Annotated in this window: 10 protein-coding genes; 1 reads left to right on the top strand and 9 read right to left on the bottom strand. The window is 63.7% G+C overall.

Translation table 11 applies throughout. The annotated features are described in order from the left end of the window. Nucleotides 1–25: 25 nt before the first annotated feature. The 8 genes from J5M73_RS03460 to J5M73_RS03425 all read right to left on the bottom strand — a co-directional run bounded on the left by J5M73_RS03460 (nucleotide 26) and on the right by J5M73_RS03425 (nucleotide 12,342). Complete coding sequence (locus J5M73_RS03460; RefSeq protein ID WP_102860916.1) at nucleotides 26–652, bottom strand: response regulator transcription factor; 627 nt, start codon at nucleotides 650–652, stop codon at nucleotides 26–28. Between the two features lie 249 nt (nucleotides 653–901). Then, nucleotides 902–5,860 (bottom strand): hemagglutinin repeat-containing protein, encoded by a 4,959-nt coding sequence (locus J5M73_RS03455; RefSeq protein WP_102860917.1) that lies wholly within the window; start codon nucleotides 5,858–5,860, stop codon nucleotides 902–904. Nucleotides 5,861–5,961: 101 nt separating this feature from the next. Next, on the bottom strand, nucleotides 5,962–7,629 hold the full coding sequence (locus J5M73_RS03450; protein ID WP_242553952.1) for a ShlB/FhaC/HecB family hemolysin secretion/activation protein: 1,668 nt from the start codon (nucleotides 7,627–7,629) through the stop codon (nucleotides 5,962–5,964). An 822-nt stretch (nucleotides 7,630–8,451) separates the two neighbouring features. Next, nucleotides 8,452–9,783 carry a deoxyguanosinetriphosphate triphosphohydrolase gene (locus J5M73_RS03445; RefSeq protein WP_102860919.1) on the bottom strand — a complete coding sequence of 444 codons (1,332 nt, stop codon included), beginning with the start codon at nucleotides 9,781–9,783 and terminating at the stop codon, nucleotides 8,452–8,454. A 139-nt stretch (nucleotides 9,784–9,922) separates the two neighbouring features. After that, complete coding sequence (locus J5M73_RS03440; protein WP_102860920.1) at nucleotides 9,923–11,086, bottom strand: EAL domain-containing protein; 1,164 nt, start codon at nucleotides 11,084–11,086, stop codon at nucleotides 9,923–9,925. A gap of 212 nt (nucleotides 11,087–11,298) precedes the next feature. Beyond that, a complete protein-coding gene (locus J5M73_RS03435; RefSeq protein ID WP_102860921.1) occupies nucleotides 11,299–11,640 on the bottom strand; it encodes a hypothetical protein in 342 nt (113 codons plus the stop codon). Next, nucleotides 11,637–12,026 carry a phage holin family protein gene (locus J5M73_RS03430; protein ID WP_102860922.1) on the bottom strand — a complete coding sequence of 130 codons (390 nt, stop codon included), beginning with the start codon at nucleotides 12,024–12,026 and terminating at the stop codon, nucleotides 11,637–11,639. The genes J5M73_RS03435 and J5M73_RS03430 overlap by 4 nt, the downstream gene beginning before the upstream one ends. Before the next feature lies 1 nt (nucleotide 12,027). Beyond that, a complete protein-coding gene (locus J5M73_RS03425) occupies nucleotides 12,028–12,342 on the bottom strand; it encodes a YqjD family protein (protein WP_011062506.1) in 315 nt (104 codons plus the stop codon). A gap of 333 nt (nucleotides 12,343–12,675) precedes the next feature. On the opposite strand from J5M73_RS03425, the gene J5M73_RS03420 reads away from it, so the two are divergent. Continuing rightward, complete coding sequence (locus tag J5M73_RS03420) at nucleotides 12,676–13,884, top strand: ammonium transporter (protein WP_102861007.1); 1,209 nt, start codon at nucleotides 12,676–12,678, stop codon at nucleotides 13,882–13,884. 50 nt (nucleotides 13,885–13,934) lie between these two features. On the opposite strand, the gene J5M73_RS03415 is transcribed toward J5M73_RS03420, so the two are convergent. After that, nucleotides 13,935–15,890, bottom strand: coding sequence for a monovalent cation:proton antiporter family protein (locus J5M73_RS03415; RefSeq protein WP_102860923.1), 1,956 nt, complete (start codon nucleotides 15,888–15,890; stop codon nucleotides 13,935–13,937). Nucleotides 15,891–15,929: the final 39 nt, after the last annotated feature.

Here is a 15,929-nt window from a genome sequence, read left to right as displayed (position 1 = left end):
GGCCAGGGCATGAGGAGCTGGCGCTTCATATCAGTTCATTGCGCTTGGCCATGTCCACCAGTTCATTCATGGAGGTGGTGGCGAGTTTTTGCATGATGCGCTTCTTGTAAGTACTGACAGTCTTGTTGCTGAGAAACATGCCCGTGGCAATTTCCTTATTGGTTTGGCCCATTGCAAAAAGCTTCAGAACCATCAACTCCCGATCATTCAACGAGTTGAATTGCGCCAACTCCAAAGTTTCACCAAGAGCACTTCGATCAACTTGCAGCGCCTGGCTGGGAAAGTAGTTGTAGCCACTGCAGATGGCCTTGATGGCGCTGAGCAATTCACTCAGGTCTTCCTGTTTGCAGACATAGCCGCTGGCCCCGGCGCGCATGCAGCGATTGGCGAACAAGGCCGCCGACTGGGCGGTGAGGACCAGGATTCGCAAGGGCCTGGGCATGTTGCTCAAGCGTTCCAGCAGCTCCAACCCGTCGAGTTTTGGGATGCAGATATCGAGTATGACCAGGTCCGGTTCGCCTTCACGAACCATTTGCAAGGCATCGACTCCATTATCGGTTTCCCCGAAGACTCTATAACCCTCGTGTTCCAGCAGAATACGAATGGCCATGCGTATGACAGGGTGATCATCAACGATAAGTACTGTGCCCATACTGGTCTCCTACCGATAAATGGAAGTTCGAACAGTAGCCCAGCTGATGGAATGGAAGTAGCTGTGAAAGTGTGGAAAAACCCAATCTAAGACGGGTCCTACAGCGAATAAGGGGAGGTATTACAGCCAGTTGGCATAGAAGGGAAGTTAAAGCGGGATTGACCTGCATCGGGCCGCCGGCTACGGCGGTAAAAAGTCGCTGGCGAATGCCATCGCAGGCCGCCCCCCGGGAGGAGGGCGGCCTGAGCCTCATGGCGCTTTCTGATCGATACCGGCTTGCAGCAGCTGGCTGTCACTGTGGGCGCCGACACGCAGCGGGCCGAGGTTGAACAACTGGTCCTTCTGGGTGGCGTCATCCTGTTTGCGGGTCAATTCGGCCACGCTGCCCGTGGCAATGTTGACCGGTGACTTGGACAGGTTGGCGCCGACGTCCACGCGCAGTTCCGAGCCGGCCAGGTCGGTTTTGCTGACCTTGGAACCTCCCAGTTCGACGCGACCCTCGCTGGCCCCGATGCGCGCACCGGTGAGCTGGGTTTCGCCGCTGACCTTCAGGTTGACGCCCTGCTGGGTACTGATCCCCGAGGCCTGTTCCACGCGGTTCTTGCTCTCGTGGCTGACGTTCAGGTTCAAGGTCGGGGTATAGGAGGTCTGACCGCTCTTGTCGCCAAACAGCACGCCTTCAGCGGTATTGGCCACTTTGCTGCCGGCGGTGTTCTTCTCGCTGACCGAATAGCTGTCGCTGGTTTTTGGCCAGAAGCGCTCTTTCAGGCTGGAGAGACGATTGCCCACGGCGTCGGCCTTGTCGGCCAGGTAGTTCTTGGCCTTGTCCACGCCGTTGCCAATAGCGCCGCGTGGTTCGGGGTTGACGTCGTAGCTGCCACTGCGGCTGAGTTTCTCCCCCAGGCGCTCCTTGGCTTCGCTGGCCTTGGCGACCACGCTGTCCTTGGCCGAGCTGACCTTTTCCACCCCTTTGTCGACGGCGTTTTCCAGCTTCTCGCGGTGTTTGTCGAAACCTTTCTCGGCCTTGGCCTTCAGGTCGTCCTTGAGCGGACCGGCCGGCTTGGCCAGCTTGTCCACCAGCCCCGGCTGGTTCTTCGCCACTTCCAGCTTGGCGTCGATATTGACCTGGGTGCTGCGCAGCCGATCCTGGCGGCTTTCGATGTCGAGGTTGCCACCGATGGCACCGTCGAGGCGTTGCGCGTCGATGTTGGCGCCGGCCAGATGCACGTTGCCGGCACTGTTGAGGGTCACCTGATCGGCCTTGATCAGGCTGTTGTGCTGAGTCGTGTTCTGGCGCTGATCGACGTCGATCTTGGCCCGGGCATTGATCCCGCGATCGACTTTCGGCGAGTCGTGCTCACTGGCGTCGGCCAGGGTGGTCTTGCCCATGCTGCCACCGGCGCCCAGGGTCAGGCCCCAGTTGTTGTGGGCCTGGGTGGACTGCGCCGACTCCTGGTAGATGCCGCCCTGGGCCGCATCCAGCACCACCTTGGCGGCGTCGATGCGCGTGCCTTGCAGGTGAATGGCGCTGTCGCCCTCGGCTGCGCTGGCCAGGCGTACCTGGCCCTGGCTGTAGAGCTGGGCGCCGCGCTGGCTCTGGTCGTTTTCATTGACCCGGCCGATGTTGAAGTTGGCGCTGAGGTTGACGCTCTTGCCGCTGCTCTGCTCGCTGCTGGTCTTGCTGCCACCGGCCGTGAGGCCGCCACCGAGGTTGCTGCCCTGGCTGTGGTGGGTGTCCACCGCGGCTTGCAGGTCGAGCTTGCCGCCAGCGTCCAGGGTGATATCGCCGGCCGGACGCGCGGCGTTGCCGATCTGTGTGCCTTGCAGCGTCAGGTCGCTTGCACTCTTGAGGTTGACCGGCCCCTGGCCCTGGATGCTGGCGACCCGCGCCTGGCTGTCCTGCTGCTCGAGGCTCTTGTGATCCAGTTGCAATCCGGCGCCGACGTTGAGGTTGGTGCCGCTGCTACCTGGAGTGGTGCCCAGGGTCAGGGAGGCATCGCCACGCAGGCTGGAGTTGCTGCTGCTCTGGCGATCATTGGCCTGATTGAGTGCCAGCTTGCCGTCAGTCTTGATGTTGACGCCGCCCAGGCCGCCATTGAACTGGCTGCCTTCGAAGCTGGCATCGCCACCGACCTTGATGTCCACGCCCTGGCTGCCGGCGTAGCTGCCGACCTGGGCCTTCTCGGAGCTGCTGGTGACGTTGCTGCTGCCACCGGCACCGCTGCCACGGATGTTCAGGTCTTCACCGGTGTTGGTGTAGACCCGTACGCCGGCCTTGGCGTCCACGGCCTGTTCGCTGCTGCTGTGGGTATCGCTGGCGGCACTGGCCACCAGGCTGCCGGCGCTGATCTGCACGGCGCCGTCGGTGGCGCGGTACTGGGTGCCCTGGTCCTTGAGTTGCCCATCGGCCTTGACCGCGACCTGGGCGCCGCTCAACTGGCTGACCACGGCGGTGCTGGCGTTTTCGCTGCGTTGGCGGTTCTGGTGGCTGACATCCACATCGAGCCCGACATTGGGCTGTTCCAGGGCATCGAGTACCCCAGGCTGGTGGAACTTGCGCTGGGCCACACCCTGGATGGCTTTTTCGATGGGGCGGGTGACGCCCTTGTATTCGACGTTGGCGCCGACATCCACCGCCCAGTTGTTCTCCTTGTGGCTGCTGCTTTCGCGGTTGTGTGCGGCCTGGTTGTCGATCTCGGCTGCATTGACCTGCAATGCACCGCCGGCCTTGACCTGGGCGCCTTCGGTGGTGAGGCGGTTGCCGGCATTGATGGTCAGGTTGCCGCTGGCGGCGATGTTGCTGGTCTGGGCAGTGCTCTTGCTGCTGCTGTCCTGGCTGCTGGTGTGGGCCACTTCCAGGCCATTGCCGGCGCGGTCGAGGCCGCCGGTGTAGTAGAAGCCGCCACCGGTGGTGGTGCTGTCGCTGTGCTTGTCGGTGGTGTTGTCCGCCGCCAGCAACTGCACATTCTTGCCGCTCAGGCTGGCATCGCCGGCCGTGGCCGCAAGGTCGCTGCCTTGCACCTTGAGGTCCTCGCCGGCGGTGACCGCCAGGGTGCCGCCAGTGAGGCTGGAGGCCTGTTGCCGGGTGCTGTCGCTGCTGTCGTTGCGCTGCTCATCCTGGTAGCGCACCCCGGCCCGGTACTGGCTGGTGCCCGGGGCGTTTTCCTTGGCGTAGGCGTCGAAGCCGCGCTTCTGGGTGCTGCTGCTGTCGTGCTGGGTGTCTGCGGCGGCCGCGACCTTGACGGTGCCCTTGGCGCTGGCGTCCAGTGCTCCCGCAGCGGTCACCTGGGAGCCGCTGATGGTCAGGTCCTCGGCACTTTGCAACTTGAGGTTGCTGTCCGAGCGCACCTGGCTGCTGACGGTGGTGCTGTCCTTGTGCTGCTGACGGCTCTCATCCTTGGTGATGCCGAAGAACTTGCTGTCCTTGCTGTGGCTGTTGCGGTGAGAAGTGTCCTGCACGCCGTCGATGGTCAATGAACCCTTGTCGCTGATAACGCTGGCCTGGGTGCCGCCCCGGGCCTGGCTGCCGCTGATGCGTACGCTGTCGGCGCGCACGATCAGCTTGCCGTCGGCGATGACCTTGCTGCCCTGGTTCTCGGTCTTGCCCTGGTCGCCGTCGGCGTTCTTGCCGAAGAAACCACCGCCCACCAGGTCACCGGAGTAATGCTGGTTGCTTTGGCTCTGCCGGCGGCTGGCGCTGTTGATGTCGACGTCCTTGGCGGCCAGTTGGATGTCGCCCTGGCTGTGCAGTTCGGCGCCCTCAAGGCGCAGATTCTGCTGGCTGTCGAGTTGCAGTTGCTTGCCGCTCTTGAGCTGGCTGGTGACGCTGCGCTGCTGGCTGCTGGCGTTGTCCCAGTTTTCTTTCCACAGGTGCTTGCGGTGCTGGCCCTGGTCGCGCTGGGTCTGGGTTTCGGTGGCGGCAGTCAGTTGCAGGTCGCCGCCGCTGCGGGCACTCAGGCGATTGCCGGCTTCGACGCTGCTGCCCTGGATCCGGGTATTGGCGCCGGATTTCAGCTCGGCGTCATGCTGGGCCAGCACCTTGTTACCGTGCTGGCGTGTTTCGCTATCGGTCTGGGTAGCGTCGTAGGTCTCCCAGGTGATGCCGATGGTGCTCTTGTCCCACTGTTGGCGTTTTTCCTGGAGCTTGCGGCTTTCGATGCTGCTCAGGGTCAGGTTGCGCCCGGCATCGAGCTTGACGTTGCGGCCGCTGACGTCGGTGGCGGCCAGGGTCAGGTCCTTGGCACCGTGGAGTTCGATATCGCCCTGGCTGCGGACGCCGGCGCGCGTGGCGTCGAGGCTGTTGGCCACGGCCTCGCCGCGGATGTCCAGATCACCGGCGGAGCTCAGCTTGACTCCGTCGCGGCCATCCACCTGGACGGCGCCCACCCGGACTCCGGCACCTTCAGCGGTGCTGACGATGTTGATCCGCCCGGCCTGCATGGCACCGAACAGGCTGGCATCGATGCGCTGGTCCTGGGTGTGGCTGCTCGGGTCGACCTTCAGCACCTTGCCGCTGGGGTAGTCGAGCTGATTGCGGCCCACGGTCACGTTCAACTGGTCCCGGGCGGCGAGGCTGCCCTTGCTGTCGATGCGTGGGGCGATCAGGTTGATCGAGCCTTCGGCATTGCGCAGACCGCCGCCGTGGATATCCAACTGGCCCCGAGCGTCCTGGGTGTTGAGTCCCTGCAGCTTGCCGTCCTGGAGTTCCGGGCGACCCACCACCAGGCTGGCATTGGGGGTGTTGATGAAGCTGCCACCATTGACCGAGATGCCGTTGGGGTTGGCCAGCACGAAGTCGGCGGCGCGGCCGAAGATTTCCTGGGCGCCATTGAGTTGCGAGGCGTTGCGGCTGATCACCTCGTTGAGGATCACGCTGGCCGCCTGGCCCTGGAGTTGCGCGTTGGCCGCCAGTTGTCCGGCCAGTTGCGACTGCCCGGCCTGCAGGGCGTTGTTCAAGACCACGCCTTGTTGCCCGACGTTGTAGTCCAGGAACTGGTTATGGGACAGGCCTCCGGCATTGGGCGCGACGATGTTGACGATGGGCACGCCGCCCTGGTTTTGCAGTTGCGGGGTGCCGCCGGGGCCTTCGACCACGGTGATTCCGCCGGCCAGGGCCAGGGGCAGATGGGACACCAGCAGCAGGCCGGCGATGGTCCAGCGCAATGTGCCTTGGGGTGAAAGGTTGAATCTATGAGTGTTGTCAGGCATGAGAACCTCGTGCAGAGTGGGTGAGCCGGGCGTTGCTTTCTTGGGTGCAACGGCGCGTTGTGCTCAGGTTCATCGGGTGTTTCAGGCTAATCGGCGGTTGATCAAATCTGCAGGCTGAACCTGGCCAGCCAGACTTCCGGTTCTGTGCGAAAGCCCTGCGGGTTGGTGAGGCTGCGTTGGTAATCCAGGTCGACCTGGAGGTTTTTCCAGGCCAGGTTGAGGCCCAGGCTGGCACCGCCGAGATGGCGGCTCTGGGCGCCGTGCTCAGCCTTGATCCAGCCGTTGTCCAGGCCCAGGCGTGGGGTGATCTTGACCGGCAGGTCGCTGTTGAGCGGCAGACGCAGCGTGTTGCGCCACACCGCGCCGATGGCGCCGGAGGCACTGTTGACGCGGTAGCCGCGCACGGCCGAGTCATCGGTGCCCAGCAGTTGTTCGATGGCCGGCAGCGGGTCCGGGCTGTATTGGGCCGAGAGCTGGCTCTGCCACTGCCAGCGCTGCTCGCCCAGCTGGCCGTTGCGCCACTGGCTGAGGCCGGCGCGGTACTTGCGGAACTGCGCCTGGGGCAGGTTGCGTTGCACCTGCTGCGAGTCACGGTCGGCGCCGAACCAGGTCAGGCCCTGGGCGTAATTGACATCCAGGTTCCATACCGCGCTGTTGAGCCAGAACAGGTTGAGCCCGGCCTCGGCCACGGTCAGGGTCGGGCTCTGGATCTGCAGGTGGGCTTTTTGCAGGTAGCTGTCCACGTCCTTGTAGGCCAGTTGCAGGTTGGCGCTGAGCTGGTGGCTCTGATCGCGCCACAGCACCCGGTCGGCGCGGCCGCTGACCATGTCGGTGCGGCCGCTGTTGTACAGGGTGGTGCGGGCCAGCTTCAGCGGGGCGCGGTATTCGGCGTGGCTGGCGAACAGGCTGTAGGTCCAGTAACCGTAGGGCACCGAGTAGAACAGGCTGCTGCTGCGGCTGTAGCGCGGGCCGTGGTTGAGGGTGTCGCTGTAGTTCAGGTTCAGCGCGTCGTTGATCTGCAACGGGCTGTCGAGGTTGAGGTTGATCGACTGGCGGTCACGCCCGGTGCCGGCGCTGCCGAGGTTATCCACACCCAGGCCGAGGCCCCAGCGCGCGGCGCTGCTGCGCGAACGCAGGATGATCCGCGAGGCGCCGGGCTGGCTGCCGGGGGCGATGTCGGCAGTCAGGTCCAGGGAGCGCAGGCGGTTCAACTGGTCCAGGCCCTGTTCCAGGTCCCGCAGGTTCAGCGGCTTGCCGAGCATGCCGGGGAAGGCCCCGCCCAGGGACACCGGCAGGCTCTGGTCGGCCAGTTCGATGGCTTCGACGTAGCCTTCCTCCACCAGGATATCCAGGCTGTGCCCGGCGGCCGGGGTGCTGGCCAGGTACGGGCGGCTGGCAATGTAGCCGGCCTCGACATAGAGGCGAGTGATGGCCGCCAGCAACTGGTTGATCTGATTGACCCCCATGCACGGCGCTACGTACGGCTTGATGGCGTCGTTGAGCCGGGTTTTGCCGAACAGGCTGACACCGCCGATGCGGGTGCCGCTTAAGGGCCAGCAGCGGCTGTCGCTGGCGGTCTGCTCCGGCAGGTTGGGCGTGGCCGGGGTGCTGCTGAAGCTGCCGCGCTGCATCTGCCGCTGGCGCTGCTCCAGTTGCAACTGTTGCAGGTCCCGTTGCTGTTGCTGCTGCAGGCGCAGGGCTTCCTGACCCGGTTGCAGATCGTCGGCCAAGGCCGGGGCCAGGCAACTCAGACCCAGTACCAGTCCCAGGCACCAGCTGCCGGAGTGGGCAAGAAGGGAGCGGTCGGTGCGTGATGAATAGGGCACTTGGCATCCTTACTGTAAAAAGACCAAGTGACGAACAACAGAAAAGCCGATCGTTGAGGCTCAACTAGTGACGTCGCTTTAAGTTCTGCACGGTGAATATGAGGTGCCGTCGATTGCTATATCGTTGGCCTATGTTCAAGTGCTCGCGAGTGACAATTCCTGAGTGAGAGCCGGGTGCTTCAATCTAAAATCAGGTATGACAAAAGGGTTGAGTGAGTTGCAGTGCAAACGTTACAGCGCAGTGTGAAATTAATTTTTCCGAGGGCGGTCAGCGGGGAAATATCTTGTTGAAATCGAGACTATCCGAAACTAAAAACTCGATTTGTACGTAAATTGTAAATGCATAGAAGGCTAACAAAAATTCCTGGCGGCCTTGATTGGCAAGGGGTTCAGGGAGTTCGTGAGAATCTGCAAAGGTAGGATGTTTGGTTGAATCAAGAACAGGTGTTCGAATTTGTGAAAGCAGCGCAATATCTGCGCCCCGCACACCAAGTGTTTACGGCTAGTTGCTCTTTCTATCTGAGTAGTTGCTCTAATCGTGTTGTTCGTTAATTGAAGTCATGTTGGTCGGGGAATGCCTTAGAGTCGGACTCTTGAATGAAATGCCCGTAGCGCCGAGTGTTTTTCCCCTTGTACTGGCGTATATCCGGAGTTTGTCGGCTGCTGTTGCGGCGGCCGGGCTAGGGGAATCCCTTAGTTGTTGATTGGATGTTGCAGGTCATATCAAGTGCCTGGCGCAGCGGCCAGGCACTTGATGAACGAGGGTCATTGCGGACTTGAGCGTCCGGTCATTTCCCGAGCCATTTCACTGGCGTAGCTGTCGGTCATGCCGGCGATGAAATCGATCATGCGCAGGAACGAGGTGTGCAGCGGCCAGTTCGGGTCCGGTGCGTTATTGCCCAGCAGATCGAGAATCCGCCGGTTCTTGAACGACGGGGTCTTGCCGCCGTGCTGCTCCAATGCCGCACCGCAAAACGAGTTCAGGAGAATTTCCAGGGTGGTGTAGGCGCCGATCTCGTGCAGGGTCTTGCGCTTGTCCTGGAAGATCTTGCGCCGCGCCACGTCCTTGGCATTGAGCACACAACGCTTGGCCGGGCCATGCATGTGCTCCACCAGATCGCCGTGCAGGGTGCCGGCCAGCAGGGCGTCCTGCTGTTCGACAAAGGCCCGGGCGGCGGCGTTGGTCAGGTGCTCGATGGCCTTGCCCCGCAGGATCGCCAGGCGCCGCCGGCGCGAATCCCCCGGGCCCAGCTGGCGATAGGTTTCCGGCAGGTCGTCGCCCACCAGCCCCAACAGCAGGGACTCGACTTCGGCGTACTCCAATAGGTCCATCTCCAGGCCGTCTTCCAGGTCGATCAGGGCGTAGCAGATGTCGTCCGCCGCTTCCATCAGATACACCAGCGGATGCCGGGCCCAGCGCTGTTCCTCCAGCTGCGGCAGGCCCAGCTTGTGGGCGATCTGTTCCAGCAGCGGCAATTCGCTCTGGTAGCAGCCGAACTTGTGCTTCTTGTAGCCCAGGGAATCGGCGTGGCGCGCGGTCCAGGGGTACTTGAGGTAGGTGCCGAGGGTGGCGTAGGTCAGCCGGGTGCCGCCATCGAACTGATGATATTCAAGCTGGGTCAGGACCCGGAAACCCTGGGCATTGCCTTCGAAATTGAGGAAGTCCTGGCGTTCGGCCTCGCTCATCGCGTCCAGCCAGCCACGCCCGGCGGCCTGCTGGAACCAGTGGCGGATGGCGTCTTCGCCAGAATGGCCGAAGGGCGGGTTGCCGATGTCGTGAGCCAGGCAGGCCGACTGCACGATCATCCCCAGGTCGCTGGGGTCGCACCAGTCGGGCAGGGCGCCGCGCAGGGTCTCGCCGACGCGCATGCCCAGGGAGCGCCCGACGCAACTGACTTCCAGGGAGTGGGTCAGGCGAGTGTGGATATGGTCGTTGCTGGACACCGGGTGCACCTGGGTCTTGCGCCCCAGGCGGCGGAAGGCGCCGGAGAAGATGATGCGGTCATGGTCTTTATGGAAAGGGCTACGGCCGAGTTCTTCCGGGCTGTGCACTGGCTTTCCGAGGCGTTCGCGGTTGAGCAGGGTCTGCCAATCCAAGGCGGGGTCTCTCCGAAAAAAAACTGAAGGGCAGAGCTTCCGGGTTCCTGGGCGTGGCCGCAAGAGGGGCGTGGCCTGCGCTCGTGTATCCATCGCGTCGCCGCGTTCGTCGGCAAGCCGGCTGGAAACAAGGCGAGGGCTACAGGCCGGCGGCGTCGATATCGATCAGCAGCAGGCGCTGGCCGTTGTCGAAGAACTGGCCGGCAGTCAGGCAGTACTGGTTGCTGGTGGCGTCGCGGTAGGTGTTGGACAGGGTCAGGCGGCGCTCCTCCCAGCCTTCGGCCAGCAGGTGATAGAAGTACGGGCGCCACGACCAGTTGTGGCCGACGTAGCTGCTGTCGGCCTGCCAGTGGTCATGCCGCCATTCCAGGTTCGGGGTCAGTTGGGTGCCGTGGCGGTCGCACTGGTAGAAACGCAGCAGCCAGGGAAAGGCCTCCACGGCGGGCAGTTGACTGATGGGAGCCTGAGCCTGGGCCCAGGCCTGCAACAGGTTCATCAGCTCTGCCAGTTGCTGGCGCATGCGCATCAGGCGGTTGCGTTCGGCCAGCTTGTGCCGCACATAGCGCTCGCGCAGGCGGGCGAAGGGCTGGACGAAGGCATCGCTGGCGAACAGCTGTTCCTCGGCCCGGGCAAACAGGAAGCCCTGTACGTAACGCGAGCCGCACTCCAGGGCGAAATCCAGTTCGGCTTCGGTTTCCACCCCTTCGGCGATGATCCAGCAGCCGGTTTTTTCCGCCATCTGTGCCAGGGCCTTGACCACATCGCTGCTGGGCCCGCCCCGGGCTGCGGCCTGGAACAGGCGCATGTCGAGCTTGAGGATGTCCGGTTGCAGCGCCAGCACCCGGTCCAGTTGCGAGTAGCCGGCGCCGAAATCGTCGATGGCGATTCGCGCCCCCGCCTGGCGATAGCGCGCCACCACCTCGGTCAGGCGCTGGCTGTTGCCCCCCAGCTCGGTGATCTCGAAGACGATGCGCCGCGGATCGACCTCGTTTTGCTGCAACTGCTTGAGGCTGGGCAACGGCTGTCCTGGCCGCAATCGACTGATCCAGCGTGGGGAAATGTTCAGGCTCAGGAACCAGTCCGCCGGGGCTTCGTGCAGGCGGCGCAAGGCATCGTCGCGGACCAGGCGATCAAGACGGCGCAAGGCGCTGGAAGGGGTGCGGGGATCGGCGAACAGCGGCCCCACCGACGCCAGTTGCCCATTGCCCTGGCGCAGGCGGCCCAGAGCTTCGACTCCGGCGATGCGCCCGGTAGCGGTATCGATGAATGGCTGGAAGCAGGCGAGCGGTTGCCCGTCGATCACAGGGCCTCCTTATAGAGTCTTGTTGGTAGGGGGGGCTGTGGCTGTCGGGTAGACAGACAGGCGTCCAGGCTGGGTGAACATTGCCGCGTTCGACAATACGGCGTTTTCACCCACCCTGGGTCGACCCCTTGGTTAAGGGGCCGATCCGGGTTGCTTAGCAAGAATGCAGCCAGATCAGCCGTTGCCTGTTGCAGGCGCTTGCCGATGCTCGCTCAGGGTTTGCGCGAGGCGCCTTGCAGCGCCAGTCTGATCAGAGGCAACAGGCTGGTGCCCAGGCGTATCAGGCGGGTGAGGCTGCTGGTGCCGCCGCTCTTGGCACCCTTGCCGGTGATGAACCCCAGCAGGGTCACCGCCGCCACGCCCCAGAGTGGGGCGTGCTTGATGCCAAAGCCTTCCTGCCAGCTTTGCCCAAGGCCGCGAACCCGTTGCAGGGGTTGCAGCAATTGCTGGGACTCGTGACGGATTTCCTGGCGGTGCATTTCCATGCGCAGGCGGATCAGTACCTTGCGCATTTCCCGGCGTGAGGTGTTCTGCGGAATGTCCGGCAACTTCATGGCAGCAGGCGCTCCCGATCATTGGCCAGCTCTTCGAGCGTGGCGTGGAAGGGCGAAGATTCATCAAAGATCGCCGACTTCAGGCGCAGGCCGCAGAACACTGCCGCCAGGGTGTAGAACACGCACAGGCCGATGATCCCGGCCAGGCGATAGCTGTCCCACAGCAGGATCAGCACCAGCGCCGACAACCCCACCAGCAACAGCAGGGCAAACACCAGAGCCAGGCCGGCAAACAGCAGCAGGCTGACGGTGCGGGCTTTCTGTTCCTGTAACTCGATGCCGAACAATTCGACGTGGCTGTGCAACAGGCCCAGGACAGCGGCCCCCAGGCGCCGCGAGGACGCGCTTGGACCGCTGCCGGACGAAGTGGATTCGCCGATAGCCATATCAGCGCCGCGTCGCCAGCAGGCCGATGAGAAAGCCGACGCCGGCAGCAATCCCGACGGACTGCCAAGGGTTGCTCTGTACATAGTCTTCAGCAGCCGTGACTGCAGCCTGGCCACGCTGGCGCAGGGAGTCCTCGGTCAGTTGCAGGGTTTCCCGGGCCTTGAGCAGGCTGTCGTGGATCTGCTCGCGCAGTTCATCGGCCTGGTCGCCGGCCAGGGTCGCGGTGTGTTCCAGCAGACGCTCCGTGTCACTGACCAGTGCCTGAAAATCCGCCATCAGTACTTCTTGAGCCGTCTTCGCCGTTTTGCTGGCCATGGTTGTTTCTCCGTTGATTGCGTGTGTGAGCTATGAGTGTGAGCCCCGAGTGAAGGTTCACTGTAATTGTCTGGTACAGCTTTTGCTTTGTCCTGGTGCGCAAGGCGTGACGCTTGCGCCGAAAACGAGCAAGGGTGGCGCTCTAGCCCGCGTCAACCCTGGGCAAAAAAATCACAACCTCAGGTCAATCTCCTTCCCGTGGTTTCGCGTGCGGCCCCTGGCGCGCCAAAACGGTTCACCGATTACGCGTGATGGCGTGTCCCGGAGCCAATTTGGTGCAAGGCCGGCCGTGGAGCCGGGGAGATGATGGCCGATTTCGGATCTGCCTACTCCATGGAAAATCTGCAAAGCGCTGTGGACACCCTGGTCCACGGTTCCAACACCCTGTTCATTCTGATCGGGGCGGTCATGGTCCTGGCCATGCACGCCGGTTTTGCCTTCCTCGAAGTGGGCACGGTCCGGCAGAAGAATCAGGTCAATGCGCTGTCGAAAATCCTCAGCGACTTCGCCGTCTCGACCCTGGCCTATTTCTTTATAGGCTATTGGATCTCCTACGGCGTGAGCTTCCTGCAACCGGCGGCGGTGATCAGTGCCGACCACGGCTACGGTCTGGTGAAGTTCTTTTTCCTGCTGACCTTCGCCGCAGCGATTCCGGCGATTATCTCCGGCGGCATCGCCGAGCGTGCGCGTTTTGTACCGCAATTGTGCGCCACGGTGCTGATCGTGGCGTTCGTCTATCCATTCTTCGAGGGGCTGGTGTGGAACGGCAACTTGGGGGTGCAAGCCTGGTTGCAGCAGCGTTTTGGCGCCGGCTTCCATGATTTTGCCGGGTCCGTGGTGGTGCACGCCATGGGCGGCTGGCTGGCGCTGGCAGCGGTGCTGTTGCTGGGGCCGCGCAACGGCCGTTACCGCGACGGCAAGCTGGTGGCGTTCGCGCCGTCGAGCATTCCCTTCCTGGCGTTGGGCTCGTGGATCCTGATTGTCGGCTGGTTCGGCTTCAACGTGATGAGCGCCCAGACCCTGCAAGGGGTGAGTGGGCTGGTGGCGGTGAACTCGCTGATGGCCATGGTTGGCGGCACCGTGGCGGCGTTGATCGTCGGGCGCAACGACCCGGGCTTCCTGCACAACGGGCCGCTGGCCGGGTTGGTGGCGATCTGCGCCGGCTCCGACCTGATGCATCCGGTGGGCGCCTTGGTCACCGGGGCGATGGCCGGGGCCTTGTTCGTCTGGTGCTTCATGGCCGCCCAGAGCCGCTGGAAGATCGACGATGTGCTCGGAGTCTGGCCGCTGCATGGCCTGTGCGGTGTGTGGGGCGGGATTGCCTGCGGGATCTTCGGCCAGCGTGCATTGGGTGGGTTGGGCGGTGTCAGCCTGGCCAGCCAGTTGATTGGCACCGGCCTTGGGGTACTGGTGGCGCTGCTGGGCGGATTCGCCGTGTATGGCGTGATCAAGGCCGTCTGCGGGCTGCGCCTGACCCAGGAGCAGGAGTATTACGGCGCCGACCTGTCGCTGCACAAGATCGGTGCGGTGAGTCAGGACTGAGGGGCCACGGGCCCAGGCAGCGAACTGCTCAGGGCCGCGGCGGGACGGCCTCAACCGCCCTGCAGGCGTGCTTCGCAGGCCTCGATCGCGGCCTGGGAACCGGACACCAGTATCCGGTCTCCGGCTCGCAGGCGCGGGGCCGGATTGAGCGGCAGCTCGCTGCCATTGCGTTGCACGCCTTGCACATCCACGCCCAGTGCTTCCAGTCCCAGCTCTTGCAGCAGTCGGTTGCAGGCGTGGGCGTCGGCGTCGAGGTTGACCGCGTGCATCTGCACCGCGGGTGGCTCGTGATTGTCCTGGGTGCTGCTTTGCGCCCCATGGTAGAAACCGTGCAGCAGGCGATAGCGGCTGTGACGCACCTCGTCCACGGTGCGTTGTACCCGTTGCTCCGGCAGGCCAAGCATGATCAGGGCGTGGGAAGCCAGCATCAGGCTCGACTCTAAAAGCTCTGGCACCACTTCATTGGCGCCGGCGGCCTTGAGTTCCGCCAACTGGCTGTCATCCCGGGTCCGTACCAGGATCGGCACGTTGCGGTCCAGGCGTCGCGCTGCCTTGAGTACAGTTAGCGCTATATCGGTTTTATCCACCGCGATCACCAGCAGTCGCGCCCGCTCCAGGCCTACCGCCGCCAGCAGGTCGCTGCGCCGGCAGTCGCCGTAATGCACGCAGCTTTCCGCCGCCGAGGCTTCCTGGACCCGCACCGGGTCATCGTCCAGGGCGATATAGCGCAGTTGCTCATGGTGCAGGAAGCGCCCGATGGATTGGCCGACCCGGCCGTAACCGCAGATCAGTACGTGGCCCTGTAACTGGGCGTTCTGCGCGCTGATTTCCTCCAGTTGAGCGGCCTGGTTGGGCTTGCGGTGTAGGCGGGCAGTGATCAGCGGGGCGGCGCGCAGCAGCAGCGGGGTCAGCAGCATGGAGCAGAAGGTGGCGGCCAGCAGCAGGCTGCTGATCTGCGGCGGGATCATCTGGCTCAGTTGCATCTGCGCCATGAGGGCGAAGCAGAATTCACCACCCTGGGCCAGGGCCAGGCCGCTGCGCCAGGCGGTTTCGCCGTCACTGCCGCGCAGCTTGAGCAAGGCGGCCACTACCGAGCCCTTGATCAGTAGCAGGGCCAGGGTCAGGCCGAGGATCAACAGGCTGTGGTCGATGAACAGTTGCAGGTCGATGAGCATGCCGATGCTGACGAAGAACAACCCCAGGAGAATGTCGCGGAACGGACGGATATCGGCTTCGATCTGGTGCCGGTAGTGGCTTTCTCCCAGCAGCATGCCGGCAAGGAAGGCCCCCAGGGCCGGCGACAGGCCCAGCAAATGGGTGAGCCAGGCGGTCAGCAGCACAATCACCAGTGCCAGCAGTACGAACAGCTCGGCAGAGTGGGAGGCGGCGACTTCGTGGAACAGCCGGGGCAGCAGCCAGCGGCTGGCCAGCAGCAGGCCGAAGAACAGCACCAGGGTCTTGCCCAGGGTGACAGGCAGGGCCCAGTACCAGGCCTGGTCGCTGTGGCCGGCGAAGACCGGCACCAGGGTCAGCAACAGCACCGCCACCACGTCCTGGAACAGCAGCACGCCGATGGCATTCTGTCCGTGGCTGCTGAAGATCTCGCCGAGGCTGGTCAGCTCCTTGCTGACGATGGCGGTGGACGACAGGGCCAGGCCGGTGCCGAGCATCAGCGCCGAGGTCAGGGGCATGCCGAACAAGGCCAGGAGCACGCCGAGGATCAGGCCACTGCACAGCACTTGCAGGCTGCCCAGGCCAAACACCACGCGGCGCAGGGCGAGCATCTTCGACAGGGAGAATTCCAGGCCCAGGGAAAACAGCAGGAAGACCACCCCCAGTTCCGCCAGGTCCGGCAGGTCCTCGCTGTCATTGACCCAGTCCAGGGCGGTGGGTCCGACCATCAGCCCCACTGACAGATAGCCCAGGACCGGTGGCAGGCTCAGGCGCCGGAACAGCGCAATGACCACCAGTGATGAAGCGAGAATGATCAGCAGATTGGCAAACAACGGGCATCTCCGGACAAGGGGCGGGCAGGGCAAAGCCTA

The sequence above is a fragment of the Pseudomonas sp. 50_B genome (assembly GCF_017491625.1).
Lineage (GTDB): Bacteria > Pseudomonadota > Gammaproteobacteria > Pseudomonadales > Pseudomonadaceae > Aquipseudomonas > Aquipseudomonas danubii.
The sequence above is the reverse complement of the archived record's forward strand: the minus strand, read 5'-3'. Positions and strand labels throughout refer to the sequence as shown.

Excerpts from the sequence above, each read along its gene's own strand:
- J5M73_RS03460 (WP_102860916.1), bottom strand. The coding sequence starts at position 652 with ATGGGCACAGTACTTATCGTTGATGATCACCCTGTCATACGCATGGCC.
- J5M73_RS03455 (WP_102860917.1), bottom strand. The coding sequence starts at position 5,860 with ATGCCTGACAACACTCATAGATTCAACCTTTCACCCCAAGGCACATTG.
- J5M73_RS03435 (WP_102860921.1), bottom strand. The coding sequence starts at position 11,640 with ATGAAGTTGCCGGACATTCCGCAGAACACCTCACGCCGGGAAATGCGC.
- J5M73_RS03430 (WP_102860922.1), bottom strand. The coding sequence starts at position 12,026 with ATGGCTATCGGCGAATCCACTTCGTCCGGCAGCGGTCCAAGCGCGTCC.
- J5M73_RS03425 (WP_011062506.1), bottom strand. The coding sequence starts at position 12,342 with ATGGCCAGCAAAACGGCGAAGACGGCTCAAGAAGTACTGATGGCGGAT.
- J5M73_RS03420 (WP_102861007.1), top strand. The coding sequence starts at position 12,676 with ATGGAAAATCTGCAAAGCGCTGTGGACACCCTGGTCCACGGTTCCAAC.